Annotated in this window: 18 protein-coding genes, 4 tRNA genes and 1 pseudogene; 17 read left to right on the top strand and 6 right to left on the bottom strand. The window is 53.7% G+C overall.

From position 1 onward, the window contains the following. Positions 1-97: 97 nt before the first annotated feature. The 3 genes from BN1115_RS13845 to BN1115_RS22305 form a co-directional block, all read right to left on the bottom strand. Positions 98-185: transfer RNA gene (locus BN1115_RS13845), tRNA-Ser, on the bottom strand. A 183-nt stretch (positions 186-368) separates the two neighbouring features. After that, positions 369-2,105 carry a C4-dicarboxylic acid transporter DauA gene (gene dauA, locus BN1115_RS13850; protein WP_042657609.1) on the bottom strand — a complete coding sequence of 579 codons (1,737 nt, stop codon included), beginning with the start codon at positions 2,103-2,105 and terminating at the stop codon, positions 369-371. 159 nt (positions 2,106-2,264) lie between these two features. Then, positions 2,265-2,543 carry a hypothetical protein gene (locus BN1115_RS22305; RefSeq protein ID WP_128821555.1) on the bottom strand — a complete coding sequence of 93 codons (279 nt, stop codon included), beginning with the start codon at positions 2,541-2,543 and terminating at the stop codon, positions 2,265-2,267. A 49-nt stretch (positions 2,544-2,592) separates the two neighbouring features. On the opposite strand from BN1115_RS22305, the gene BN1115_RS13860 reads away from it, so the two are divergent. Next, a tRNA-Asn gene (locus tag BN1115_RS13860) sits at positions 2,593-2,668 on the top strand. Between the two features lie 790 nt (positions 2,669-3,458). Beyond that, entirely contained in the window at positions 3,459-4,487 is a 1,029-nt protein-coding gene (locus tag BN1115_RS13870) for a RelA/SpoT domain-containing protein (protein ID WP_042657610.1), read from the top strand. A 245-nt stretch (positions 4,488-4,732) separates the two neighbouring features. On the opposite strand, the gene BN1115_RS22920 is transcribed toward BN1115_RS13870, so the two are convergent. Further along, entirely contained in the window at positions 4,733-5,620 is an 888-nt protein-coding gene (locus BN1115_RS22920; protein WP_050070516.1) for an H-NS family nucleoid-associated regulatory protein, read from the bottom strand. Between the two features lie 54 nt (positions 5,621-5,674). Further along, on the bottom strand, positions 5,675-7,327 hold the full coding sequence (locus BN1115_RS13880) for a lactate permease (protein WP_128821557.1): 1,653 nt from the start codon (positions 7,325-7,327) through the stop codon (positions 5,675-5,677). A gap of 182 nt (positions 7,328-7,509) precedes the next feature. Here BN1115_RS13880 and BN1115_RS13885 point away from each other — a divergent pair, with 182 nt between their 5' ends. From BN1115_RS13885 to BN1115_RS13930, 10 genes are all read left to right on the top strand, one after another. Then, positions 7,510-7,728, top strand: coding sequence for a hypothetical protein (locus BN1115_RS13885; protein WP_042657611.1), 219 nt, complete (start codon positions 7,510-7,512; stop codon positions 7,726-7,728). A gap of 11 nt (positions 7,729-7,739) precedes the next feature. Continuing rightward, positions 7,740-8,264 (top strand): hypothetical protein, encoded by a 525-nt coding sequence (locus tag BN1115_RS13890; protein ID WP_042657612.1) that lies wholly within the window; start codon positions 7,740-7,742, stop codon positions 8,262-8,264. A gap of 21 nt (positions 8,265-8,285) precedes the next feature. Next, complete coding sequence (locus BN1115_RS13895) at positions 8,286-8,783, top strand: hypothetical protein (protein ID WP_042657613.1); 498 nt, start codon at positions 8,286-8,288, stop codon at positions 8,781-8,783. Between the two features lie 58 nt (positions 8,784-8,841). After that, positions 8,842-9,288, top strand: coding sequence for a DUF2787 family protein (locus BN1115_RS13900; protein ID WP_042657614.1), 447 nt, complete (start codon positions 8,842-8,844; stop codon positions 9,286-9,288). A 303-nt stretch (positions 9,289-9,591) separates the two neighbouring features. Further along, a complete protein-coding gene (locus tag BN1115_RS13905) occupies positions 9,592-10,818 on the top strand; it encodes a tyrosine-type recombinase/integrase (RefSeq protein ID WP_042657615.1) in 1,227 nt (408 codons plus the stop codon). A gap of 1,534 nt (positions 10,819-12,352) precedes the next feature. Then, a complete protein-coding gene (locus BN1115_RS13910; RefSeq protein WP_042657616.1) occupies positions 12,353-12,550 on the top strand; it encodes a hypothetical protein in 198 nt (65 codons plus the stop codon). A 73-nt stretch (positions 12,551-12,623) separates the two neighbouring features. Next, positions 12,624-15,362, top strand: coding sequence for a DNA polymerase type-B family protein (locus tag BN1115_RS13915; protein WP_050070518.1), 2,739 nt, complete (start codon positions 12,624-12,626; stop codon positions 15,360-15,362). Beyond that, positions 15,355-15,747 carry a hypothetical protein gene (locus BN1115_RS13920; RefSeq protein WP_042062157.1) on the top strand — a complete coding sequence of 131 codons (393 nt, stop codon included), beginning with the start codon at positions 15,355-15,357 and terminating at the stop codon, positions 15,745-15,747. Before BN1115_RS13915 ends, BN1115_RS13920 begins: the two co-directional genes overlap by 8 nt. Positions 15,748-15,910: 163 nt before the next feature. Further along, positions 15,911-15,985 (top strand) — tRNA-Gly (locus tag BN1115_RS13925). A 4-nt stretch (positions 15,986-15,989) separates the two neighbouring features. Next, positions 15,990-16,065: transfer RNA gene (locus BN1115_RS13930), tRNA-Asn, on the top strand. 224 nt (positions 16,066-16,289) lie between these two features. Here the strand turns inward: BN1115_RS13930 and BN1115_RS13935 are convergent. Next, a pseudogene (locus tag BN1115_RS13935) lies at positions 16,290-17,279 on the bottom strand (DUF2860 family protein). 276 nt (positions 17,280-17,555) lie between these two features. Between BN1115_RS13935 and BN1115_RS13940 the strand changes: the two are divergent. The 5 genes from BN1115_RS13940 (at position 17,556) to BN1115_RS13960 (ending at position 23,979) form a co-directional block, all read left to right on the top strand. After that, the gene (locus BN1115_RS13940; protein ID WP_042657617.1) at positions 17,556-18,041 is read left to right on the top strand and encodes a YqhA family protein; all 486 of its coding nucleotides are present in this window, start codon (positions 17,556-17,558) and stop codon (positions 18,039-18,041) included. Between the two features lie 127 nt (positions 18,042-18,168). Further along, positions 18,169-18,618, top strand: coding sequence for a hypothetical protein (locus BN1115_RS13945; RefSeq protein ID WP_042657618.1), 450 nt, complete (start codon positions 18,169-18,171; stop codon positions 18,616-18,618). 4 nt (positions 18,619-18,622) lie between these two features. Further along, positions 18,623-21,613 carry a YncE family protein gene (locus BN1115_RS13950; protein ID WP_042657619.1) on the top strand — a complete coding sequence of 997 codons (2,991 nt, stop codon included), beginning with the start codon at positions 18,623-18,625 and terminating at the stop codon, positions 21,611-21,613. Continuing rightward, positions 21,613-22,452, top strand: a complete 840-nt coding sequence (locus BN1115_RS13955; RefSeq protein ID WP_042657620.1) for an FTR1 family iron permease — start codon at positions 21,613-21,615, stop codon at positions 22,450-22,452. The genes BN1115_RS13950 and BN1115_RS13955 overlap by 1 nt, the downstream gene beginning before the upstream one ends. Before the next feature lie 102 nt (positions 22,453-22,554). After that, entirely contained in the window at positions 22,555-23,979 is a 1,425-nt protein-coding gene (locus tag BN1115_RS13960; RefSeq protein WP_042657621.1) for an NAD(P)/FAD-dependent oxidoreductase, read from the top strand. Positions 23,980-24,061 lie beyond the last annotated feature (82 nt).

Here is a 24,061-nt window from a genome sequence, read left to right on the forward strand (position 1 = left end):
TGCAGACTGGGCGAGGGTTTTCACTCTGCCCTGCCAACACCACATCAGGATGGCGCTTAAAAACAAAAAACCGACCATCAGGTCGGTTTTTGCAATTTGGCGGTGAGGGAGGGATTCGAACCCTCGATACGTTGCCGTATACACACTTTCCAGGCGTGCTCCTTCAGCCACTCGGACACCTCACCAAATTTTTGCTCACTGCTTTATGTGCTTGAGCTGCACATTCGCTGGCGGACCATGCCGCGGCGACGGGGCGTAATGTAAGGGATACGATGGCTTTTGGTCAATGCAATTTTTTACTTTTTGCGTTCGTTTGCTCAATATCCGAACCAAGTGACCAAAAAAATGCCGTTTCGTATCCCTTTCAATCAATTTACTGCAGCTTCGTGCAAATGTTCACCTTTGAGCGCCTCTTCCAGCGAGCCGTAAAATTCCAGCTTGCCGGGCTGCGGCCGCACCTTGGCACGGGCCAGGGTCTTGAGCGGTTGGAACTGCAACTCGGCCACCCGCAACTCGACACCGGCTTTAGCCATCTGCTTACCAAAGTGGAGGAAGGCAGACAGGCCGCCCGCATCGAGGATGGAAACCGCCTCCATCTGCAACACCAGCACCTTGTGCCCTTTCACTTGCGCTTCCAGCTCGGCAAAGACCCGTTCGGCCGCTGCGAAGAAGAGCGGGCCGTTGATCTTGTAGAGCAGGCCGTTGTCCGGCACCTCGTGGGCATAGCGTTTGTGCTCGGCCAAATCGTGCAGTTTGGTCATCTTGGCGATTTCGCGCATAAAGAGCAGGGACGCAAGGATCACCCCGAAGGTGATGGCGATGACCATGTCGAAAATGACGGTGAGTGACAGGCAGACCAGCAGCACCAGCACATCGGATTTGGGCGCGCGACGGATCAGCTCCACCACCTTGTGCGCTTCACTCATGTTCCAGGCCACGATGAGCAGCAAGGCAGCCATGGCCGAGAGCGGCAACCAGGAGAGCCAGGGGGCCAGCACCAGAATGGCTGCCAGCACCACCAGCGCATGGACGATCCCCGAAATGGGGGACGTAGCGCCGGCCCGCACGTTGGCGGCAGAGCGGGCGATGGCGGCGGTAGCGGTAATACCGCCAAAGAAGGGGGCGAAGATATTGCCAAGCCCCTGCCCCACCAGCTCGGCGTTGGAGCTGTGTTTGCGACCGGTCATGCCATCGAGCACTACGGCGCAGAGCAGCGACTCGATCGCCCCCAGCATCGCCATGGAGAAGGCGGCAGGCAGCAGCCGCTCAACAGCCGCCAGGTTCCATTCAACTGGCAAGCCATCCGGTCCGGGCAAGGCCCAGGGCATCACCAGGGTCGGCGCGATGGGCGGGATCCCCATCCCTTGAGTGCCATCGGCCAGGGTATAGCTGAACTTGCTGCCGATGGTGGCCACATCCACCCCAAAGTAATGGAGGCCAAAACCCAGACCCACCCCGACCAGCACAGCGGGCAAGTGGCCGGGCACCGGCAGACGCAGGCGTGGCCAGAGCAGCAGCACGGCCAGTGTTGCGACCCCCACCAGGGTATCGCCCCACTGCCAGCTTGGCAGGGCGGCGGCCAACGCTTCGACCTTGCCCAAATAGGTTTCCGGCATCTCGGGCACGCTCAGGCCAAAGAAGTCCTTGATCTGCAAGGTGGCGATCACGATGGCGATACCACCGGTAAAGCCCAGCGTCACTGACGGAGGAATGTACTCGATAAGGCGGCCAAGACGGGCCATCCCCATCGCCACCAGAAAGAGGCCTGAGATGAGCGTCGCCATCAACAGACCGCCAACCCCGAACTGCTGGGCAACCGGATAGAGGATCACCACAAAGGCAGCGGTCGGGCCGGAGATGGAGTAGCGGGAGCCACCGGTCACTGCGATCACGATACCGGCAATGATGGCGGTATAGAGACCGTGTTGCGGCGGTACACCGCTGGCGATGGCCAGTGCCATGGCGAGCGGGATGGCGATGATGCCCACCGTCACACCGGCGATAAGATCACGGCCTAAGCGGGCCATGCTGTAGGGTTCATCAATACAGGACTGGCGTAAGGCTATGGCGAGCTTCACGCTATTTAAAGAGGCTTGCTTGTGCATGTATATCGTAATACCAGAAGAGGGAGATAAAGGCCGGAGAGATCCGGCGCCCGATCATCATCAAGGGCCGGCAGGGCTGTCGACGCGGCGATGGTATCCTGCGTAACCTTACTCCAGACGGGCCATTTTTTCGATGGGCAGGATCAATGAAACGCGCGCTCACCCATTATTTGGCCTATTTGCCGCCAAATCGCCGATCTTGGCTCCTGCTCTCCCCCTTTTTGCCACAAAGATTACCATTTGAGCCTCATCGAGTTGCCAGCACGTTCGCGACATCATGCTGTCATCATCAGGTTGATGCGAACCGAACCAATGCCCCCTGCGCCGGTTGGGGGGAGCGATGGCAAGGGACTGATTGTGCTGAAAATAAACCGCAAAGCGCAACTTTTGGGCAAACAGTCCGAAAATCCGGTTTTCGGGAAATTCGCGGGTTGACACCCGCCGCCCTGGTCATTAATATTCGCCCCGTCTTGACGAGACAGGCAATTCCTCCTTAGTTCAGTCGGTAGAACGGCGGACTGTTAATCCGTATGTCACTGGTTCAAGTCCAGTAGGAGGAGCCACTTTTCCCTCGTAGTTCAGTCGGTAGAACGGCGGACTGTTAATCCGTATGTCACAGGTTCAAGTCCTGTCTTCGGATTGCGAAAAGAGCCCAGTTTTCGAACTGGGCTTTTTCATATCCATCTCTCTATTGTTTCAAGCTGAGCCAGCTATCCCTCACCGCTTGCTCTGCCACATTCCCCTCGCAGTGAACGATCCACTCTCCCTGTTATCTCTCAACTCAACTTCGACTACCGATTACTCCGGTCCCTATCCGGTCAGCTCAGCTGGCGAATGGGTCACGATCTAGCCCAAACCAGAAGCCATCCCCTCCCCTGGCGTAAATACCCCCAGAAAAAACCTCCGGTCACAGCTTCCGGTCTTTCTGCTGGGAGACCATGGGAATGCTCAGACCGGAGCTGGTTGCACTGGCGTGGAGATAACACAGATTGAAAGATGGAGGCGCTCACGAAGGGCAAGGGAGGAGGAATGGTTAGTGGGCAAGACCGGAGAGTTTCTGGGGCATATCCGGTCTTTTGGGCTGTAGCTGAGTTTGCCAGGAGTTGTGCAAAGTCGCGTCGATGCCGACGAGGTGACGGGTCGTCACGCCGACACGACCGTCGATATCATCTTTAAAACACTTGTCAACATCTCACGGTCTATCGTCCGCAAGCGATCTCAACAGCCATAAATTCACATTTCATTGAATTTCAACATATAACTCAATAGAATAACGACTAAAATTCTAAGTTAGACATTAAATTTCAAAAAAACTATTTTCTAAAATTAGAATCCCTTGGCAAGAGGCAAATAATGAAGTGGATTATTCCTGAGCACTCTAAAAAAAGAGTAAAGAAAGCTGGTGAGCTATTAGCAAGCGAAAATCAAGATCAAAATGATATTGATGAGGCTATGGATGTTCTTTCTAACTGGCGGTCAATACATGCGTATCCAATGCATGCCATGCTAATTTGGTTAAGAAAAAAAGTATCAGATATAGATACTAATGGAATCGTAGTTCAGCGCCTAAAACGCACTCCTTCAATATTGGGGAAGTTAAAACGCTTTGGACAAATGAAATTACATAGAATGCAAGATATTGGTGGTCTACGTGCAGTTATGAGCAATGTAACTCTTGTTGAAACACTACACTCGCATCTCATATCAGGCCGCTCCAGACATACGCTACACAAGATTGATAACTACATTGAAAACCCCAAGGAATCAGGATATAGGGGGATACATATAGTCTACAAATACAATGGAGCGAAAGAGGAATACAAAGATCTTTTTGTCGAAATTCAACTAAGATCCAAAATTCAACACTCTTGGGCAACTGCGGTAGAGATCATTGATACCTTCACCAATCAGGCTCTCAAAGCAAGCCATGGTGAGGATAAATGGTTACAGTTTTTCAAATGTGCCAGTGCTGAATTTTCAAAGCTTGAAAAAAGGCCCATTGGGGAACATCTTAAAGATGTTAATACACTAGAATTTACTAAACTTTTAGTAAAAGAACTTGGTGTAATTGAAAAGTTAAATGCTTTTGCACTTTCATCGAATACTATAGCTAAGAAACAAATCAACAAGTCAGACTATTTTATTCTTGAGCTAATAGAAAATGCGAGTATGGTTCGGATACATCAATATCCACAAAACCAGCTAAAAGAAGCGACGGAGAACTATCTTAAACTGGAGAAAAAAGCAGCTGAAAACAGTAACTATGATGCAGTTCTTGTATCTGCAAACTCAATTGCTAACCTCAAAAAGGCATATCCCAACTACTTTGCCGACTCCAAAGATTTTCTTAAAAACTTGCGTAAAATATGCGACATCAAATGATCAATGGCACCTCATTTTAGATTAACGAAGATTAGCCATATACAATATTTGCGACCTAACGCTATTTAGCCTACGGTCGCACGAAGTCCCGTCGATGCCGACGAAGCGTCATGCCGACGCCATCGTCGGTAACTTCCACGGAAGATATTACCGCTGACACTTGGCCCTTTCTTGCTAAACCGCCGACTCTCGGGGCAGAACAGAAATAGCTTCATGGTATGTTTGTTTTTACTGCATATGAAATTTCAAATTTCAAATTCCTTTAGTGGCTTACCTTTTGCAACTGCTTTCGCAATCACAGAAGGCATTCTTCCTCGCCCAGTCCATATTTTTTCCACTCCATTAATCTCATAACGATACTTGATTGAATGTATTGCAGTTTTTTCATTTTTTATTAAATTCGCGCCCACATAATTATTTAAGCCAACGGGCTTGGATTTATTTTTCGATCGTGACACTCTCTTGGCATTAATCTCCTGAGGGGGGGGGGTAGCTATATCATTAGAATGAGAATTAGTTAAATGTTTATATTTAAGCTCTTCCCATGCAATTAAAAATGCATGTTCTTTTTTGTTTGCAGGTCCATCAGAATAAATGATCATTGCTATGATCTCATCGTAGATATCAATATTGACACCTGATTTTATAGCAATTTTCATAGCCTCCCTTATATTTAAGGGGCTGCAATATAATTCATCAATCCTGTTTTTAATGTGCGTAGGCAGATTATTACCAGAAATACCAACAATGAAAAGGTCTATGTTATTTCGATCTTCAGATGATATCGGTCCATCACAGTTTGCAGCTGAAATAGCTACAGCATTCATGGCTATGATTGTTTCAAACAATCTATCACTACCTTTCAATGACTGAAAAGAATTGTACAAACGTAGCTCTAACTCTTTAAATTTCACTGCATATTCAATTTTAACATCCGATTCACCTTGATCATACCCTTCTTGTCGTATTTTATTCTCCCTTCTCTTTTGAACTTCACGTTCAAGAAGGAATCCTACTGGTACTCCTACAGGCCTGGGCATAATCGCTCTTCTAATCCGCCCCTGAAGAGAATCTTCCAATAATTTTTCAGCACTATCCTCAAAATATTCAGTGATTTTATCAAAGAATGACATACTGCCCCCTGTAAAATATAACGCCTAATGTTATTTAAGCCATAAAAACATGACTTATCTGCCTAAAAGTTCATCGATGTTATCAGCCAAGGCAGTGCAGTTCTCAAGCGATGACACTATATTTTTATCCAGCATCGCCACAACAAATATGTCACGAGCTTCTTTCACTACGCCAAAAAAATCCATTTTATCTATTAAATAACAAACTAGAGATGCTGATATACCTGTTATAGCCCCGACAATGATAGTCGTAAAAATAGGGATAACTGGAGCTAAGAAAGGAATACTAGCAATCAAATTTTTTTCTACTATTTCTTCTAGCGCTATGCCACCGACCATAATAACACCAGATGCGATCAACTTTATACATTCGTGCGCAGCCTGTGTGTGTGATTGACCTTCAGGTGGAAAAAAAATAATTTTCAGCGCGTTAAGAAGAGAAAACACACCCTCACGAATCATCCTAACCAGTCGCTTGCTGGTAGTGGCAAAAACATTTATTAGCACAGTTACAATATTTGAAATAAAACCAGAAACAAAACCATCTTTAAAAGCAGCAAGAGCATCTTTCCATTTTAAGGTAACTCTCTTAGATACTCGAAATAATCTATCCTTGATGTCCTCAAATATCGCTCTATTTTCCTTCCCGTTTTTAACAGCATCTCTTATTTCATCCATTGATGCAGTAAAAAGTTCGGCTAATAATAAACCTAGCGCTTGCTGAAGCCCCATTTTCACGCCTTCATGCGTACTAGTCTCCGAGATATTTTTACGAAAATCATTCCCATGATAATAAGTGCTGTTAACTATTTTATCTTGTGCAGATTGAGCCAATTCACCTTTAGCTCTTACAGCATCATGGTCAACAGCCTCAAGTTTTATTAGCTTATTTAACTCTTTCTTTTCTTTATTAGTAAAATGTTTTTTTTGATGTAAATCAGATATTCTTTTCTTGCGAGATGACGCCGTATTTTCTAGATAATTTACAAATTCAGCTGGGGACTTTTGTTTTTTAGCACGATTAACTGAAGCCGCCGTGGGCATCAAATTTTCATCAATATTGCTCAATACATCAGTACTTACACCCGATAATACTCTACCAGGATCATCATGAGTTTTTTTTGCTGATATTACATGATCAAGATCCATTTTTTGATCAAAATAAATCCTTTCTTTAATGTACGCATCTTCAACACCAACAGTATTTTTGTTAACCGTATGTCGTTTGTTATGTGCAATATAGTTTGAATTCCTGTGTACGACGTTACTTATAGTATTATCATATTCACCACGCATTTTATATGATGCTTTCGAACCTTCAGTTGCATATATATGCTTGCGAGCATTATGAATTGTATCAACATTACCACCGACTTTATCATAACTCCCAACCAGCTTCCCGATGCCAAGGGGACCAACGATTGATTGGATCACCTCACAACGTAGCTTGCCAAACAGTTGGTCTAATCCAGCCTGATTAAACATATCATGAAGCTCCTCTAACAACGCCTGTACAGCAAGAGGATCAGCCTGAATAGGTGAGTGCATGTTACCTGCATAATATACTGAGGCAACTCTTTCTCCATCAATCTTCACATTTAAAATGTCATCAACACCTTCTTTGGAAGGTGTTTTATTTAAATCAGAAGTGTTCCTTATTTTAGAACGTAATATTTGTTGTTTTCTAAATCGCTCAACACTGTCCATTAAACAGCCTACCTTATGTACTCATAGTACATTGAAAAATATACTGACTTAACTTTACATCAAAAACCTCATCCGAGTCCATTAAGCTTTCAAACATATATTATTTTCATGTTATCCAGCACTTCAGTGCCCTGAGCTAACCACTCAGGGCCTTTTCGTATCCACTATTCAAAGGAAAAAACATGGTTATCCGTCACATTTTGCGCAAACAAGTAGCCACGATCAGCATCAAGCCTATGAGAGACGGCAGTTTTGATTTCACGGTAAAGGGCAGCACCAAGGGGGCGATCAAAGGCGCTATCACCGGTGCCGGTATCGGTGCCAGAGGCGGTATCCCAGGAGCCGTCGCTGGCACCATCATCGGCGGCACGATCGGCTATATCACTGGGCAAGCGGACTGAGGGAGATAGCCATGGATGAGTTCATTCAAGAAGGGAAATACGCATCCCACGAAACGCTCAAGGGGTACGCCTACAGCTGGCAGACGTTGAGCTTGTTGATGCAAGAGGTCATCACAAACGGTATGTATGTTCCTGAGTTCCTGCCAGAGGAAAATCAGCCTGTGCTGCTGGTCGTGATCAAAGAGGCGACCGTGCTCAAGGCCAAGTCCCTGCACAGCGAAGCGCCCGAAGTATTGATCTCGATAGCATCCCACACTGGTGAGTCAGTCCGGGATGACGACAACGGTTACTACGCTGACTACTGGCGGCTAGCGGCGGGAACTATCAAGCTGATCGACTGTGCTGAAGATGCCGTGTTCTGGCTGCCTCTCCCAGCTGTCGAAGCATGGGAGGCATATCGCTTCTCTGGCTATGGCTCACCGTTTGATGCCTTGTCTGCACCACTCCCTGTATTTCTGCATCTGGCCTTTGCTCTCAAGCCAGATCAAACCTCGCCTGATTTGGGCACCACTATCTACCTGAAATCCACTATCTGACTATCTCGAAGGATGCTAAGCATGAATACCAAAACCGATAAGCAAGCAGCCAAACAGCAAGTAAATACGACTGCTACAGCCAAGTTTGATGGCATACAAGTATCACCAGCCAAAGTGGTCTTGGTCAGTGGCGTAGCCACCCTGCTCTCGCCAGGCTCAACTACCACCGTGGGCTATGAGATTGGCCATGAACCCGAACAGGATGAACTGTTGATCCGTCTGACCGGTAGCAGCGGTGGAGGTCTCTGTTCCAAGGAGTGGTTCGGTCTGGCACAAGTCGTCGTTCTGCTAAACGAGCAACAGCCGGATAAGGCATTTACCTCCGGCCTGTTCAAGGTGATCTGGCACTTCAAAGGCAGCAGCAATAACGCGGGGTTCTTGGCTGCTGTGCTGCGCCATCTGGAGTTGACCAAGGCAGCACCGGACGTCCGGTTCGGCCATCTGATCACGGGCAAGCATACCGAGTGGTTCGATAGCCTGAAGGCCAAACTCCCAGAAGCGACCAACGCAGCCCAGTAACCGTTCCAGCCTCCTACTCTCCCCTACCCCTTTACTCAACCTCAACGAGAACCAAGATATGAAACCTACCCTCGTTATCACGGGCTTGCCTGTGAGGATAAGTCACGACCTGCAAACGCTACTGGAGCAGGCCATCAGCTCGGCGCTGGAGGATTTCCCTGATGAAATCCCAGATGGTCCAACACCAGCAGCCCTGACCCTCAACTATCGAGACCCAGACTACAGTGCCACCACAGGTGGTTATCACCCTGTCGAGATCCGCCTAGAACGCTGGGATGACGGCTGGCATCTGCGCTATGTCACTGACTTTGCCTATGTGGGCCAAGGCTGGTGCACTGAGTTGGCCAAGGAGTTGGATTTCGATTTCAGCATGGGTGAGTACACCCACTCGTTGATGGGGAAAATGTCACTGGCAGAGGTGCATGAGTGGTTTGAGCTCTGGCAGCTTAACTTTTGCTGCTATGCCCAGATGGATGTTTTCACCCTGACGGTGACACCTGACTGATCCAGTTCAGGCAAAAAGCTGAAAAGTCGTGTCGGTGGCGACGGAGCGTCGGGAACCGTTTAGGTCAATCCGTCAGCTCGTCGCCACCGACGGCAAATCTCTACGCTTGACGAATTTTTCCGCCCAGAAGACCGGATATCGACCGGAAGTAGGCCAAGCCCTGTTCCACCTCTGGCCTAAGACCAGCATTAGGCTCAGCCAATCCCCAATCTCACCCCGGCAGCACAAGGAATTGACATCCCTGTGCTGTTTTTTCTTGGGCAAGCCAACCCACCCCACTCATCAAATGACAGGAGACTGACGATGGCAAATGCTCCCTCCCGATTTCGCTTCACTCAAAAGGCCATTGAAGCGCTACCACCGAACCCACCCCATGCCAGATCAACAGAAGCCGAATACAGTGACACCCAGACCCCAGGCTTTAAATGTTTGGTAGGCAAAGGGGAAGGTTCCAAGAAATTCCTGCTGCGTTATCTCTGGCAAGGACGTAAACGGGCTATATCCATAGGCCGCTTCCCCGATGTAGACCTGAACACGGCTAGAGAGATCGCCACAGACTATAAACGGCTGCTTTCGCAAGGCATCGACCCCAAGCAACAGAAGGAAGATAAGCGGCAGGAACTCACCCTGACCGAGTTGTTTGAACAACATTACTTCCCCTATGCCATGCACCACAAACGATCATGGCGGGATGATGCACAACGCTTTCGTGACCACTTAAAACCCGCCTTGGGATCACGGTTACTCTCGGAAATAAAACTGGAACAGGGCCAAGCCCTGCAAACCAACTTGCTGAGCAAGGTAAAGCCAGCCACCAACAACCGGATCACCACCTTACTCAAAGCGATCCTGACTTGGAGCGTTCGGATGGGTTATCTGGAGCAACACCCAATGAGACATCTCAAGACCCTGACCGAGAACAACCAACGTACCCGCTATCTGGACAAAGGGGAGATCAGGCGGCTGTTTATGGCTGCGGATATCGATGAAAACCGTTATGCCGGTCAGTACGTCAAACTGCTGTTGCTGACAGGGTTGCGTAAGGATGAGTTGAGGCTGGCCAAGTGGGAACACCTCGATCAATCCCAGCTAACCTTGTTCATCCCCCACACCAAGAATGGGAAAAGCCGGATCCTCCACCTCAACCATATGGCTATGCAGATCCTCAAGGAGACCCACCCCATTGAAGGAAACCCCTATCTGTTTCCAGGACAGAAACAGGGTCAGCCGCTCAACAACGTCACCAGACCATTTAACCGGATGCTCAAGCGAGCGAGGATTGAAGGGCCAGTATGCATCCATACCTGCCGCCACTCCGTTGCAGCCTTGATCGTCTCCAGTGGCGGAACCTTGTATGACGTACAGGCCCAGCTGGGCCATTCAAGCAGCCAATCCAGTCAACGGTATGCCCACCTACACGCCAGCAGATTGCGCCATACCAGCGCGCAAGTGGCGAACTGTGTGGAACAGGCATTGCTTATCAACAGCGCGATAAACTCAGAGCCGCTTGGGTTGAAACGTGTGGGATAAGAAAGGTGGCACGACACGAAGGCTGATGACATGAGGCGGGAGTGATCTCGCCTTACTTTTTTCTGATGGCATAGGGCTGCAGTTACGTGGGGTGCGCGGGGCCAATGCGCATGAAACAGCCTATCCTGCATTGGGTAGCGGCCAGAGGCTCGCTGCACCGTCAGACGATGACAAGGGTTAGACAGAAAATATGGGCTCTGCAGGCCAAACATATTTATAACAAGCAGCCCGGAGGGCGTGCCCCCACTCTAGCCAACAAGACAAGCTCGACTCAGAGACGCCGAGGAAACCAAGTAAGAGACCAAGACAGTCTGGCCACCAGAGAAGCCAGCGGACAACGCTGACAGAGAAGGCTGGAGAGGAGAAGTTTCCCCTTCCATTTGCTCCACATTTTTTCACGCTGAAGCCGGATCAGGGGGGCAGAGCCCCAGATGAGGGCGGGTGGGGCTCACCCTCATCCCCAACGGGCATAACACACCACCCCACGGGCCCATGCCCCGCATGGACTCCCGAAATTCACATCGGCGCGTTTTCGGATTTTCGCGCAGTTTAACCGCCATTTTCAGCACCGTTCGTAGCCCTTTCGCATCTCGGGTGGGCTAAGGAAGTCATCTACAGAGGAATAGCAAGTTGGGCTCATTGCTTGCGTTTTCACAACGGCGGTCAGGTGCCTTTATCTATACCAACGGGCCTACCGACACCGTTATTGGAGTAATGACGCAGGGAGGCAAATCTAGTACTAACACGATGGCGCAGATTCGGGGGATACGCGCAAGGTGAAAACTCGGGAAAGCAAGCATATCAAGGGATGGTAGAGCGGGGTAATAACGTCGTTGGGGATGGAGAGCGGATCACACGCCCCATCGTAGCGCTCTCCATCCCCTGCCATGTTGCCTATACGGTTATCTGGAGTATGACCATGAAGTTAATCTGCGATGGGGGGCTCCGATGATGCTCACGTCGTTCTCTGGAATTGGAACATCCCGCTCGCGCAGCCACCAAGATCCATCAGTCGCTCATGATAGGGACGGTGCGGTGGATCTGCACCATCCCCAACAGCACTACTACACCATGGCAGCAGTTCTTATCAGACGCGGTTTCCCCAGTTTGAGTCGTGCGCAGGACATCGGAATTGCTCTGGGGGCTCGGCTCCATTGCAGATCTGATCAGCTGCTGGTCGCGAACTCTTCTTCTTGTCTCGTCTTCGTTGCCATTTATTAGCGCTGTTTTTTTAGGCTCCGCACCCTGCTTGGATCGCTGGCCGTTTTGGTGAACCCGTTCACCGTACCTGGCACTCCTCTAGTTTAAGACCCCGAAAAGAACAACATATCTATAAGGACGAGTGAATTGAGTTGGCGCGATCAACAGGATTGAACGGCCATTAATAGCACCGCTGAAGTCTGCGGGATTGAACGGCTATTTGCAGATCCGACGCAAACCGCCTGAATTGAACGGCTATTTGACTCGTCCCCCCCCTTCCCGAGCTTGTGCTCGGGTCCCGATGAAACTTAAACACTTAATTGAGGAATCTACTATGGCCAAGCCATCGTTCATCACCCTGCCCACTGGCGACGCAGTCTTGATCTCTTTGATCGGATCTTGCGCCCATTATCCCGACCACGGCGTCATGCTGCTGAATACCAAAGGCGAAAAGCTGTTATGGGTCTCGGAGGCGGACAACCAAACCGCTAAGGCGATCCGTGACGATATCGTATCCAAGATGACCGCCTAAAAACAGCGTCACCCCTAAGCAAGGCTCCTCTCACTGAGGAGCCTTTTTTTTACGTCAAAAATTTGGAGTTTATATGAAAAGTGAACACAAAATGCCTCTTGAAAGGGTACCGCTCCCGTACACCCCCTCATTCCTCGCTGAATCAATAACCCAGCTTTTCATGCTAGATCCCCCCGATCTCCGTGAACTGATGACTCCGCCTCCCTCGGGCGATGCCGCCCCCGACCTTACCGACCTGTTCACCCCGCCGAACCCGTTCGCGCTGATGAAAACTCCCGGCTCTGCAACGCGTCCCCTTGACCTCGCTCCCGTTACCTTAGCTGACGGTGCCGATCTTTATGTGGGACTCGATGCCGAGTGGGTAGCCGACGGCAACAGAAACCAAGTGCTGTCTTATCAAACCTATTGCATCAACGAGGACGGTACGGAGTTAGGCAAGATTTACTATCCCGATGCTGGCAAGCGCTTCGGCTTTGAGGATTTGATCTCCATGATGGTCGAGGATTGCCGTGCTGCTGGAGTGATTAAAGAATGGCCGAGAAAAATCATCGTGGTTGCTCATTTCCTTCGCGCCGATTTGAGTACTTTTCAGTCCTTCTGGAAGATGAAGACTCGCGTCAATGGACAGGGTGGCAGTGTGGTGGGTCGAGTGCTCACTGACAGCGGCTATGGCGTCGATGAGACTACGGTGCGTTCCCGTAAGGCGAGCCCTGCCCCGATACTTCTGAAGGACAAACACCGGAAACCGCAGAAGTCGATTATTCAATTCGTCGACACCTTGTTTCTGGCTCCCAACAAGTCACCGCTGTCAGCGCTCGGTGACATGCTGGGGCTGCCCAAGGTTGAGATCCCCGCAGGTTACAGCATTGAACGCATGAATGAGCTACTGGCTGGTGACAAGGTGGCTTACGAGCGATATGCCCTTCGAGATGCTGAGTTAGCTGTGAAGTATGCCCTCAAGGTGCAAGACTACTTGGCGCATGAGTTTAAGCTCACTGCCTTACCTCGTTCACTCGGCGCTGTTGGGGTCAATGTGTTCCGCCGCTTGTTGGCTGAACACGGCATTGATGACATGGCATCGTTCGGTATGCGGAGCGTGTCTCATGTAGAGTGGAACGCTCGTAACGGTAAGGTGACCACCAAGCGCAACAAGCGGTCTAACCCTTCGAGATGCTTGTTCGAGACGTTGGCTATTGATTGTTACATGGGTGGCCGCAATGAGTCTTTCATGGTGGGACCCACCATCGAAGGCCACTGGTATGACTGGGATTTGAAGGGAGCGTATACAACTGGGCTTTGTGATTTGCTGGTGCCCGACTACGCCAAGGCTTACATGACCGACAATCCCAATGCTTTTGTTGGACATGTAATGGGCTTTGCTTACGTGACGTTTAAATTCCCTGCTGTCACCCGCTATCCGTGCATACCGGTGCGTTCTGAACAATATGGCCTGCGTTTTCCTCTTGAAGGTGACGCCTATGTCACTGCGCCTGAAATTGAGCTTGCTTTGGCTATGGGAGCGACAATCGAAATCAAACATGGGGTCATCGTCCCTTGGGTAGTGAACAGCCCCCGCCTGTTCGAGTCGTTCACCAGTATGATCCAGAAGCGACGCAAAGCCCTCCCCAAGAAGAGTCTGGAAGAGGTTATGATCAAGGAGATTGGAAACAGCCTTTACGGAAAATTGGCCCAGGGGCTAAGCGATAAGACTGCGTTCGATACTGCTACCGGTTTGAGCAAGAAGATTGGGTCCTCGGCTGTGACTAATCCATACATGGCGGCTCATACAACGGGCCTGATCCGGGCTGTGTGTGGCGAGCTGCTTCACCGGATCCCCTTACATCGCACGGTGGTATCGGTCACTACCGATGGTTTCCTCACTGATGCCCCTTTGGAGGAGCTCGACCAGACTGGGCCTCTGTGTCGTCGTTATCAGGCGCTGTGTCAGCAGTTGCATGGTGATGAGAGTGGCGACCCCGTGCCGATGCTGGAACTGAAGCACCATGCTCGCCAGATTGTGTCTATCAAAACGCGGGGACAATGCACCGCTATCCAAGGTGATACGCCCCCTGTGCTGGCTAAAGCTGGCGTTAAGTGTGCGGGAACGACAGAGGAGCAGAACGAATGGATCATGCGGCTCTACCTTGACCGTGAGCCAGGACAGAAGATCGACGCCAGTCACCTGATCTCGCTTCGGGAGCAGTGGCTGACGGAAAGCGATCTGATCGAAATACAGAAGAAGATCAGGCTGAGTTATGAGTTCGACCAGAAGCGGCAGCTGGTGAACCCACGGATGGTTGAGGTTGCCGGTGAAACGCACATCGCTTGCGATACGGTGCCTTGGGACGATGCTGGCATGGCGGATCATTGCCGTGCCCGTTTCGATGGGTGGCGAGAGGACAACTGCCTCAAGACCCTGGAGGACTGGGCTAGTTGGGAGGACTACTACGAATCTGCGCTGGCCCTGCAAGGTTCCACGATGCGGATCCGAGAGGATGGTTCGCTGGGCATCTTGACCCGGATCCTGACCCGTTCACTGGTGCAGAAATCGTGGTACGACCATACGATGACTTATGGCGAGATTTCGGCGTTGCTGACATCGGTGGGCTTGCCCGTTACGGTTGACACCTGCAAGAACAGCAAGCGGGCCGCTCTGCCAGAGAATGTCGTGCCTGTTACTGGCGAGGTGCTGCGGGTGTTGGCTCTGCTGCTACGACAAGTCCCTGAATACCCCCTTGAGCCTTTATTCAAGCCCGAGCGTCTTGATGAAGTTAAAAGTCGTCTGAATTCTATGGAGATATCACATGCCTGAACAACAATATGGCCGTCAAATTCTTGCGGAGGCCCATTATCTTAGCTCCGCCATGAAGGCTCGTAAACCCAAGTACGGGAGTCGCGAGCTCCCCTACTTGATAAAACAGTATATGCCTAGCTTGGCCCAAACGCCCCAGTTCGAGCGTCAACTATTCTCCCTGATTGCGCAGACTCCTGACTGGGGGCGTAATCAGTTTCTCTACAGGGTTTTTGAGTTGATTGGGCAGCATTTTGGGGTTGCTGTGCCAGATAGGCTAAGAGCTGCGCCGAGGGTGACCCGACTGGATGCACTTGCCGATGCAGTTGAAGATCGAAAGCTGCAGATAGAGGCTGATAACGAGGATTTTCGGTTGGAGATGATGGCTGATGAGCAACGGCCATGAGATGATTAATTAATCGGTATCATATGACAACGCCGTAGCCCATAGCTGCGGCGTTTTTTTTCTAGCGATTCAGTTTGCAAGCTACCTGATTCTGCATGTCTTTCTGATTGACTTTTATTAGATAGATTACTATTATCCGCCCCGTCTTAACGAGACAGGCAATTCCTCCTTTGTTCAGTCGGTAGAACGGCGAACATCCAATCCGTAGATAACGGGTTAAAGTCCTTGGGAGGAGCCACTTTTCCCTCGTAGTTCAGTCGGTAGAACGGCGGACTGTTAATCCGTATGTCACAGGTTCAAGTCCTGTCGAGGGAGCCAAATTCTAAAGCCCAGCCTTTTGGCTGGGCTTTTTCGTATCTGCTGTTCGCCCCCTTCCCTGCCACGCGCTCCCCTCAAATGTCCTCTGCCATAACGTCTCTTGTCGGCATGCGATGACCAGCCTGCACACAGCTTGAATTGTCTATTGCGCGCCACCCCATCAACAAGGGGCTGGATTGACCAGCCCCAGTGTGTGCACCTCATCTCGCTGCCGGATGCCGGGATCAGAAGCGGTAGAGCAGGCCCGTGGTCATGCTGGTGGAGCGAATGTCGTAAAAGTCGATCCCGGAGTCTGCATTGGCTTAGCTGGCGCTGAGGAGTGCAGAGAGCGGTACGATGCCAAACAGCTGGTGCCAGAAGAGGGTGGCATCAATGGCCATGTCGCGGCTGTCGGCACACTGGCCAAACAGCGGGTTGGCCTCGTCATAGTCGCGTTTGCCCAGATAGAGGTTGCTGACAAACGACCAGCGGGGCGAGGTTTTGGCGTAGGTGAGCTGCAACCCCTTGCTCACATAAGACTCGGCACTGCCCGCCAGATCCGCCTTCTGGTAGCGCAATGCCGGCTCGAGGAACTGATCGTCTGCCAGCCGGAACTGGTAGGAGAGTTCGGCGGTGTTGACCCGGCCATTGCGATCCAGCATCCCCATCACCGCACGGCAATATTGCTCGCCACTGGACTCCTCATCCACCTTGACGTCGCGGCTGGTGACGCTGCCACTGAGCGCACTGCGCCAGATGTTGTCCCATGCCAGACGGGCACCGTGGGAGCGCACCTCGCTCTCCTGACGTGCCACCCCCACCGCAAAGGGATCGCGCCACACCTTGACCGGGGTGGCATTGAACACCAGCGAACCGGCCACGATCCCCTTGTCACCCAGCTGCTGGCGCAGCCCGAACTGCTGGGTGCCGTCGCCGCGAATGGCATCCTGAATGAGGTTGCCCAAGAATAACTGACTGCCGGTGGAGGCAAAGGTGTAGCGCAGATCCCCGTTGATCGCCGGTGCAACATTGTGTTGCTTTACCGCCGCCCCCAGTGCGTCAATCCGCTCGCTACCTGCACTTCCCGTGGCAAAATTGGACCTGGTCTCGCCAACGCTGGCCCCTGCCAGCACACTGCCGGAAAAACCAGATTCCCCGGGAATTGCCCCCAGATCTTGCGCCTGAACCCCGCTTGCAACCAGTACACCCATACCCAATAGCAGACCAATACGCATCGCAACACTCCTGGCAAGCGGCCACTAACGGTGGCCTAGCCTGATAAATAGGAGGGAGGCTATCGCCCCCGGAATCGAGAAGCGGCATGTTACGGCAGGGAAAAATCATAAATAAGACGGCGGGATGCGGTTTTATTTTTTATGATGGCTTTTTATTTTTTTATAGGCGCAAGCAGGGGGCGACCCGGCATAATGAGTCCCCACAGTGGTACAACGCTGCGGGCTGCTCGCGTCATACTCACTCTATTTACCCCTGTTCCCAACATCGGAGTTTTCATGCGTCGATTCAATTTCATGCTCAATGGCAGCCGATTGATGATGTTCCCCTTCTACGTCTGCATTCTGGTGTGCGTGGCCCTGCTGATGGTGAAGTTTGCCATGCAGCTCTATCTGCTCTGCATCAACATCATCGAGATCCCCTACATGGACCTCATCACCGGCGTGCTGACACTGGTGGACTTCGTGCTGGTAGCCCAGATGCTGATCCTGGTGGCAGTCTGCGGCTATGTGCAATTTATCCAGACTCAGGAGCAGCGCGAGGCTATCGGCGACAACTGGCTCAGCAAGATCAACTTTGCCTCCCTCAAGCTCATCGTCATCAACTCGCTGGTCACCATCGCCGGGGTCGAGGTGCTCAAGGCATTTCTCGAAGATGGCATCACCAATGAGGTGGAGATGAAGTGGTCCGTGGTGGTGTTTCTCGCCTTCTCGCTGGCCGCGCTCATCTATGCGGTGACCGAGCGGATGGCGGATCACAAATAGTCGGGCTTGATCACTGTGCTTGTTCAGCCTTGATTCACCAGCAATACAATTGATAACACTTTTCATTACTCTTACTGCGTTATAAACTTGCTCCCCCGGGCTGCCCCGCCCGGGTGCTGGAGCCTTTATGACAAGCCTTTCCCTCTCACCCCGACAATTCTGGCAGTGGCTGGCCTACCACCATCAGGCCGCCGAGGGCACCCTCTACCTGATGTTCTTCTCCGGCCTGCTGCTGTGGGAGCCGCTGACCCCGATCTGGTCGCTGGCGCGCTGGAATCTGTTTTTGCACGTGATGCTCTCGCTCACCCTGTTTCCGCTGTTGTTTGGCGCCTTCTGGCTCTCCCACCGCTCGTTGTTGAACCGCAGCAGCAAACCCTTTTTGCGCACCACGGGGCGGATTATCGAAGCCCTGCTGCTGGTCTGTCTGGCCAGCGGCCTGCTGCTGGTGCTGCACGGCACCCCGGGCGATGCCATGGGCAACCTCGCCAGCTGGGCCCACTGGCTGAGCGCGTTGGCGTTAACTCCTCTGGTGCTGCGCCACGCCTGGCGCTGGACCATCTTGAAATGGCGCTCCTGATCCCATGTTGAAGTCATCGTTCTCTGCATATTTGTCACCCCTGCTGACCCTCATCTTGCTGCTGGCCAGCCCCTTTGCGTTGGCCCAGCAGATGGGCGCCGGGATGATCGCCTATGAGGAGGGGCAAAGCCCGCGCCTCGTCACCGCCAACCTGAGCGCAGGCTCGGTCACCCTGCTTGAGCGCGATAGCGGCAAGTGGCTCAAGGAGGTGCAGCTGGGGGGCGATCTGCGCCAGCTTGCCCGCGCCGATGACGGCACCCTGCTGGTCACCGACTACAGCGGCGATCGCCTGCTGCTGCTGGATGATGATCTCACCCTGGAAAAGGCGATCCCCACCGGCCATCGCCCCTACGGGGTCATCTTTGACCCCAAGCGGCAGTGGTTCTGGGTCACACTGTTCGAATCAGCTCGCCTGCAGGCCTACGACAGGTCGGGCAACCTCCAGCTGGATACCAAAACCGCCGAGACACCCCGCGGGCTGGCCCTGACCGACAACGATCGCCTGCTGCTCACCCACGCCATGACCGGCCAGCTCGCTATCTATGATCTCGCCAAGCTTGGCCACGGCGCCAAGGGATCTTCGCTTCCCAAGCCCAAGCTCATTACCCTGGCCGAGACCCACAGCGACACCCCAAGCGACTCTCAAGGATTGCCACGCCTGCTCGATGGCATCGCCCTCTCCCCCGATGGCAGCGAGGCCTGGTTGCCCCACGTGCTGTGGAGTTTCGATCACCCCTTCCAGTTTCAGAGCACCGTCTTTCCGGCGGTCTCCATCATCGATCTGGATGAGGCGAAAGAGCGGGTCGATGAAAGAAAGCAGCTCTTTTTGCAGATCAATCTGCCAAGCGTCGGCAACCGCAGCCAGATCGTCTCCAACCCGTTCGCCGCGCGCTTCGCCGCCGATGGCAAGCGGGTCTATCTGACCCTGGCGGGCTCGGAAGATCTGCTGGTGTTCGATCTCTCCCGCAGCGGCAAGTCCAACAACAACCGCCACCGCCGCAAGAAGTTTCAGGGGGGCGCCAAGGCGACCCAGCTCCTGCGCCACCTGCCGGGCCAGAATCCGCGGGATCTGCTGATCGACGGTGACCATATTCTGGTGCACAACGCCATGGGGCAGGATCTCACCCGCCTCAATAGCGGCGGCAGCGGCCCGTTTGCCCGGGTCACCGTCGATGTGCCCCACTTCGCCAAGCTGGTAGAGACAGATCCCCGCCCCGAACCGCTTCAGCGCGGCGAGCGGCTGTTCAACCAGGCTAATACCGCGGCGAACAGTCGCTTCCCCATGGCGGGGGACAACTGGATGAGCTGCAACTCCTGCCATCTGGACGGGTTCAACTTCACCAACCGCTATCTGATGTCGGCCCATCGCCAGAAGAGCGGCGACAACGCCATCAACGGGCACGCCAACCTCAGCAACATGGTGGCGGGGGATTTTGTCGGCGAATACCTGCGCATGACCCAGCAGACCCAGGGCGGCATGGGGCATGACACCCGCGATGGGGCCGAGACAGTTGACCCCGCGAGGCCCCAACCGGAAGTGAAAGCGATGATGGAAGATCTGCACGCCTTCGTCACCGCCGATGGCAACCTCCCCTATCTCGCCAACTGGCTGCGGCTCGATGCCCCGCGCACGGATCCCGCCAAGGCACCGACCACTCACCCGAAAGCGTGGCTCAACTCCGCCTCCTGCCAGAACTGCCACCAACAGGCGTTCAAGGACTGGAGCGAGAGCAACCACCGGCTGATGGGCAACTCCCACCCCTACTACAAGGTGGTGCAGGCGCAGGCCCGCGAAACCGAGGGGGAAGCGTTCGGGCAGTGGTGTCAGGGCTGCCATATGCCCCAGCAGGTGATGACAGGCCAACTCGATCTGCCCAAGGGCTCCCACATGTTCGAGCAGGGCGGTGCCTCGTTGATTGCCGCCCACAAGGCTGGCGAAGCGGTGGTTGAAGAAGGGACCGGCTGCGTACTCTGCCATCGCATCACCAAAGTGGAAGACGCGGGCGGCAACAGCGCCTTTACGGTCAATTTGAAAGACCGCGAGAGCTATGTGTTCGAGGATGCACCGGGCGGCAGCCTCCAGCACTGGCTGGCGGAGCGGCAGATCAACGCCCGTCCGGCGGCCCACAAAGCCTCCTACCAGAAGAATTTCTACCGCGACGCAGCCCTGTGCAAATCGTGCCACAACGAGTTTGCCCCGGGCACCGGCGCCAATATCGTCAACACCTGGGACGAGTGGGAAAAATCCAGCTTCGCGAACGCGGAGGATCCCGCCAAGCGGCGCACCTGCATCGACTGCCATATGAACCCGGCGCCGGGCAATGGCGGCGCGCCGGTGGCGGGCCAGTCCACCGAAAATGGCACCATGAAAGCGCGGCTCTATCGCCACAATTTCACCGGCGCCCAGCACCAGCTGGTGGGGCTGCGCAATCCCGACCTTGAGCAGGAGAGCCTGGCGCTCTTGCGATCCAGCGCTACCCTCTCAGCCCGCATTGAAAACCAGAGTGGCCAACCTTCGCTGGTAGTAAGAGTCGCCAATACCGGCGCGGGCCATGCTCTGCCCACCGGGGTGGCCGATTTTCGTGAACTCTGGCTGGAGCTGACCGTCACCGACGCCAGCGGCAAGGTGGTGCTTGCCAGCGGCCAGCCGGTGGATGGCGCTGTCCCCGAGGATGCGCGACTGTTCAGAAAAGTGTTCGGCGATGCCGAGGGCAAGCCGGTGGGGCTCAAGTTCTGGCGCTACGCCAAACTGCTAGAAGATACCCGCATTCCGGCCGATGGCTGGCGCGATGAAGCCTGGCCGCTGCCCGCTGATGCCCAAGGGCCCTTCAAGGCCGATATCAAACTCAATTTCCGCACCTACCCCAAGTGGGTCAATGATGCGGTGCGCGCCGCCGAGCCCAGCTTGCCGGAGCCACCCATAGTGCAGCTAAATCGGTTGCAACTTACCTTGCAGCCTCTCCTCGTCACGCCCGCTACGGAGCCTCAATCCTGATGTTTGCAAGTTTTCTGATTACCCTGCGCGAGGGGCTGGAAGCCTTCCTGCTGGTCGGCATCTGCCTCTCCTACCTCGCCAAGCTGGGGGCGAGCCGCTACAACAAATTCATCTATCTGGGGGTGGGGCTTGGCCTTGTCGCCTCCCTGATCGTCGCCTTCCTGTTCCAGGTGGTGGTGAGCCAGTTCGAGAGCGAGCGCTACAACCACCTGTTGATGGCGGGGATCCTGATCTTCGCCACCTTGGTGCTCACCTATATGGCGATCTGGATGCAAAAGCAGGCCAAATCCCAGGTAGGGGCCATGACGGCGCGCATCGATGCGGCCATCGATGGCGGCAACCTGTTTGGTCTGGTGCTGCTTGCCTTCCTTGCTGTGATACGCGAAGGGTTTGAAACCGTGCTCTTCTTCTCCGCCCTGCTCTACTCGGGGCAAGGGGTGGATCTGCAATCCGGCCTGATAGGCGCGCTGGCGGGGCTGCTGGTCTCCATCGCGCTGGTGTGGGGGCTGCTGCGCTCCACCCGCAAGGTGGCGCTGGCTCCTTTCTTCCGCTGGACCGGCCTGCTTATCATCATCATCGCCGCAGGCTTGCTCTCGTCTGCCGTCAACATGTTGCAGGCGGCAGAGATCATCACCTTCTGGACCACGCCGGTGTTCGACATCAGCCACATTCTCGACGATCAGGGGGTATTTGGTACCTTCCTGCGCGCCCTGTTTGGCTACAATGCCTCACCAGCTGGCTTGCAGCTGCTGACCTGGGCCCTCTATCTGGCGATCTTCGTTACCCTCTGGCAGCGCAGCTATCGCCCGCAGGTGAACGCCGCATCCAGCAAGGGCTGAGCCAACACGCCCTGTGGCAACAAGGCCACGGGGTAACAACACTATTCAGGAGCCGCGCCTTGGCGCGGTTCCCTTATCTATCAAGCAGTTTCGGAATAGGTCATGAGCGATAACAACAAGAAAAGCATTGCAGTGCTGGGCGCTGGCCCCGCCGGTTTGATGGCGGCCTGGCGCCTGCGCCGCGCCGGTTTTGCCGTCACCCTGTTCGAGCAGGAGCCGGTGGTCGGCGGCATGTGCGCCACCCAGACCTTCAAGGGACGCGATGGGGAGTATCGCTTTGACTACGGCGGCCACCGCTTTATCACCAAGAACCCCGAATTGCTCGCCTTTATCGACGAGCTGATGGGGGACGATCTGCTCCACGCCGAGCGCAAGAGCGTCATCCGCTTTGGCGGGCGCACCTATGACTACCCCCTGAACCTGCCCAACCTGCTCAAGACGGCGCCGCTCGCCCTGATGGCCGGTGCGGTAAAAGACTTGCTGCTGTTGCCCTTTAGCAAGAAGCCGGATGATTTTGCCAAGGCGAGCTTTGCCGAGTGGATCCAGAGTCACTTCGGTCGCACCCTCTACCGCCAGTTCTTCGAGGGTTACACCGGCAAACTATGGGGCATCAACCCGGACAAGCTCTCCGCCGACTGGGCCGGCCAACGCATCAGCCTGATCGATCTCAAAGACGTGGCGCGCCGCCTGCTGCCAAGACGCAACGGCAACCTCTCGGTGCGCACCTATGCCCGCAAATACCGCTACCCCAAATATGGCTTCGGCCAGATTTTCACCACCTTGGGCGAGCGGTTAGTTGCCGAAGGCGTTGAGCTGAAAACCGGCGCCACCATCACCCGCCTTGAGCAGGCCGATGGCCGCATCGAACGGGTGTATTGGAAACAAGATGACGTTGAGCAGAGCGAGCGCTTTGATCAGGTGATCTCCACCCTGCCGCTGCCGCTCACCTGCCAGCATCTGGGCTTGCCGTGCGATCTGCACTACCGCTCCTTGCGTTTCGTCAATATGCCGCTGAAACAGGAAAACCTGTCGGACAACACCTGGCAGTACCTCTCCGACCCCCATATTCTGGCCACCCGCCTGCAGGAGCCGCGCCGCCGCAGCCCCTTTATGGCGCCTCAGGGCCAGACCTCGGTGATGCTGGAGATCCCCTGCAACCCGGGCGATGCCACCTGGCAGGCACCGCTGGCCGATCTGCGCGGTCGGGTCATCGCTGATCTGGCGAGCCTCGGCGTAGATACCGCCAAGCTTGGCGATGAGACCTTCGAAGCCCGCAGCGAGTACGCCTATCCGCTGATGGATCTTGGTTATCAGGCCCGCCGCAACGAAGCGATCAAGGCGCTGATGCCGATCAATAACCTCATCATGACCGGCCGTCAGGGGACATTCCGCTACATCTTCACCGACACCGCCATGGAGATGGGGATGATGGCCGCCGACATGGTGATCGACGGGGTGGACCGACGTCACGCCATCTTCAATCATCGCAACGAAAATACCGTGATTGAAACCCAGAGCGTGGCCTGATGGCCCCTGAATGTGGTGATCGACGGGGTGGACAGACGCCACGCCATCTTTAACCATCGCAACGAAAACACCGTGATCGAGA

This window comes from Aeromonas allosaccharophila (assembly GCF_000819685.1).
In the GTDB taxonomy this organism is placed as follows: domain Bacteria; phylum Pseudomonadota; class Gammaproteobacteria; order Enterobacterales; family Aeromonadaceae; genus Aeromonas; species Aeromonas allosaccharophila.

Excerpts from the sequence above, each read along its gene's own strand:
- BN1115_RS13895 (WP_042657613.1), top strand. The coding sequence starts at position 8,286 with ATGAATACCAAAACCGATAAGCAAGCAGCCAAACAGCAAGTAAATACG.
- BN1115_RS13890 (WP_042657612.1), top strand. The coding sequence starts at position 7,740 with ATGGATGAGTTCATTCAAGAAGGGAAATACGCATCCCACGAAACGCTC.
- dauA (WP_042657609.1), bottom strand. The coding sequence starts at position 2,105 with ATGCACAAGCAAGCCTCTTTAAATAGCGTGAAGCTCGCCATAGCCTTA.
- BN1115_RS13870 (WP_042657610.1), top strand. The coding sequence starts at position 3,459 with ATGAAGTGGATTATTCCTGAGCACTCTAAAAAAAGAGTAAAGAAAGCT.
- BN1115_RS13885 (WP_042657611.1), top strand. The coding sequence starts at position 7,510 with ATGGTTATCCGTCACATTTTGCGCAAACAAGTAGCCACGATCAGCATC.
- BN1115_RS13880 (WP_128821557.1), bottom strand. The coding sequence starts at position 7,327 with ATGGACAGTGTTGAGCGATTTAGAAAACAACAAATATTACGTTCTAAA.
- BN1115_RS13945 (WP_042657618.1), top strand. The coding sequence starts at position 18,169 with ATGACAAGCCTTTCCCTCTCACCCCGACAATTCTGGCAGTGGCTGGCC.
- BN1115_RS13920 (WP_042062157.1), top strand. The coding sequence starts at position 15,355 with ATGCCTGAACAACAATATGGCCGTCAAATTCTTGCGGAGGCCCATTAT.
- BN1115_RS13900 (WP_042657614.1), top strand. The coding sequence starts at position 8,842 with ATGAAACCTACCCTCGTTATCACGGGCTTGCCTGTGAGGATAAGTCAC.
- BN1115_RS13915 (WP_050070518.1), top strand. The coding sequence starts at position 12,624 with ATGAAAAGTGAACACAAAATGCCTCTTGAAAGGGTACCGCTCCCGTAC.
- BN1115_RS22920 (WP_050070516.1), bottom strand. The coding sequence starts at position 5,620 with ATGTCATTCTTTGATAAAATCACTGAATATTTTGAGGATAGTGCTGAA.
- BN1115_RS13960 (WP_042657621.1), top strand. The coding sequence starts at position 22,555 with ATGAGCGATAACAACAAGAAAAGCATTGCAGTGCTGGGCGCTGGCCCC.
- BN1115_RS13950 (WP_042657619.1), top strand. The coding sequence starts at position 18,623 with ATGTTGAAGTCATCGTTCTCTGCATATTTGTCACCCCTGCTGACCCTC.
- BN1115_RS13910 (WP_042657616.1), top strand. The coding sequence starts at position 12,353 with ATGGCCAAGCCATCGTTCATCACCCTGCCCACTGGCGACGCAGTCTTG.
- BN1115_RS13955 (WP_042657620.1), top strand. The coding sequence starts at position 21,613 with ATGTTTGCAAGTTTTCTGATTACCCTGCGCGAGGGGCTGGAAGCCTTC.
- BN1115_RS13905 (WP_042657615.1), top strand. The coding sequence starts at position 9,592 with ATGGCAAATGCTCCCTCCCGATTTCGCTTCACTCAAAAGGCCATTGAA.
- BN1115_RS13940 (WP_042657617.1), top strand. The coding sequence starts at position 17,556 with ATGCGTCGATTCAATTTCATGCTCAATGGCAGCCGATTGATGATGTTC.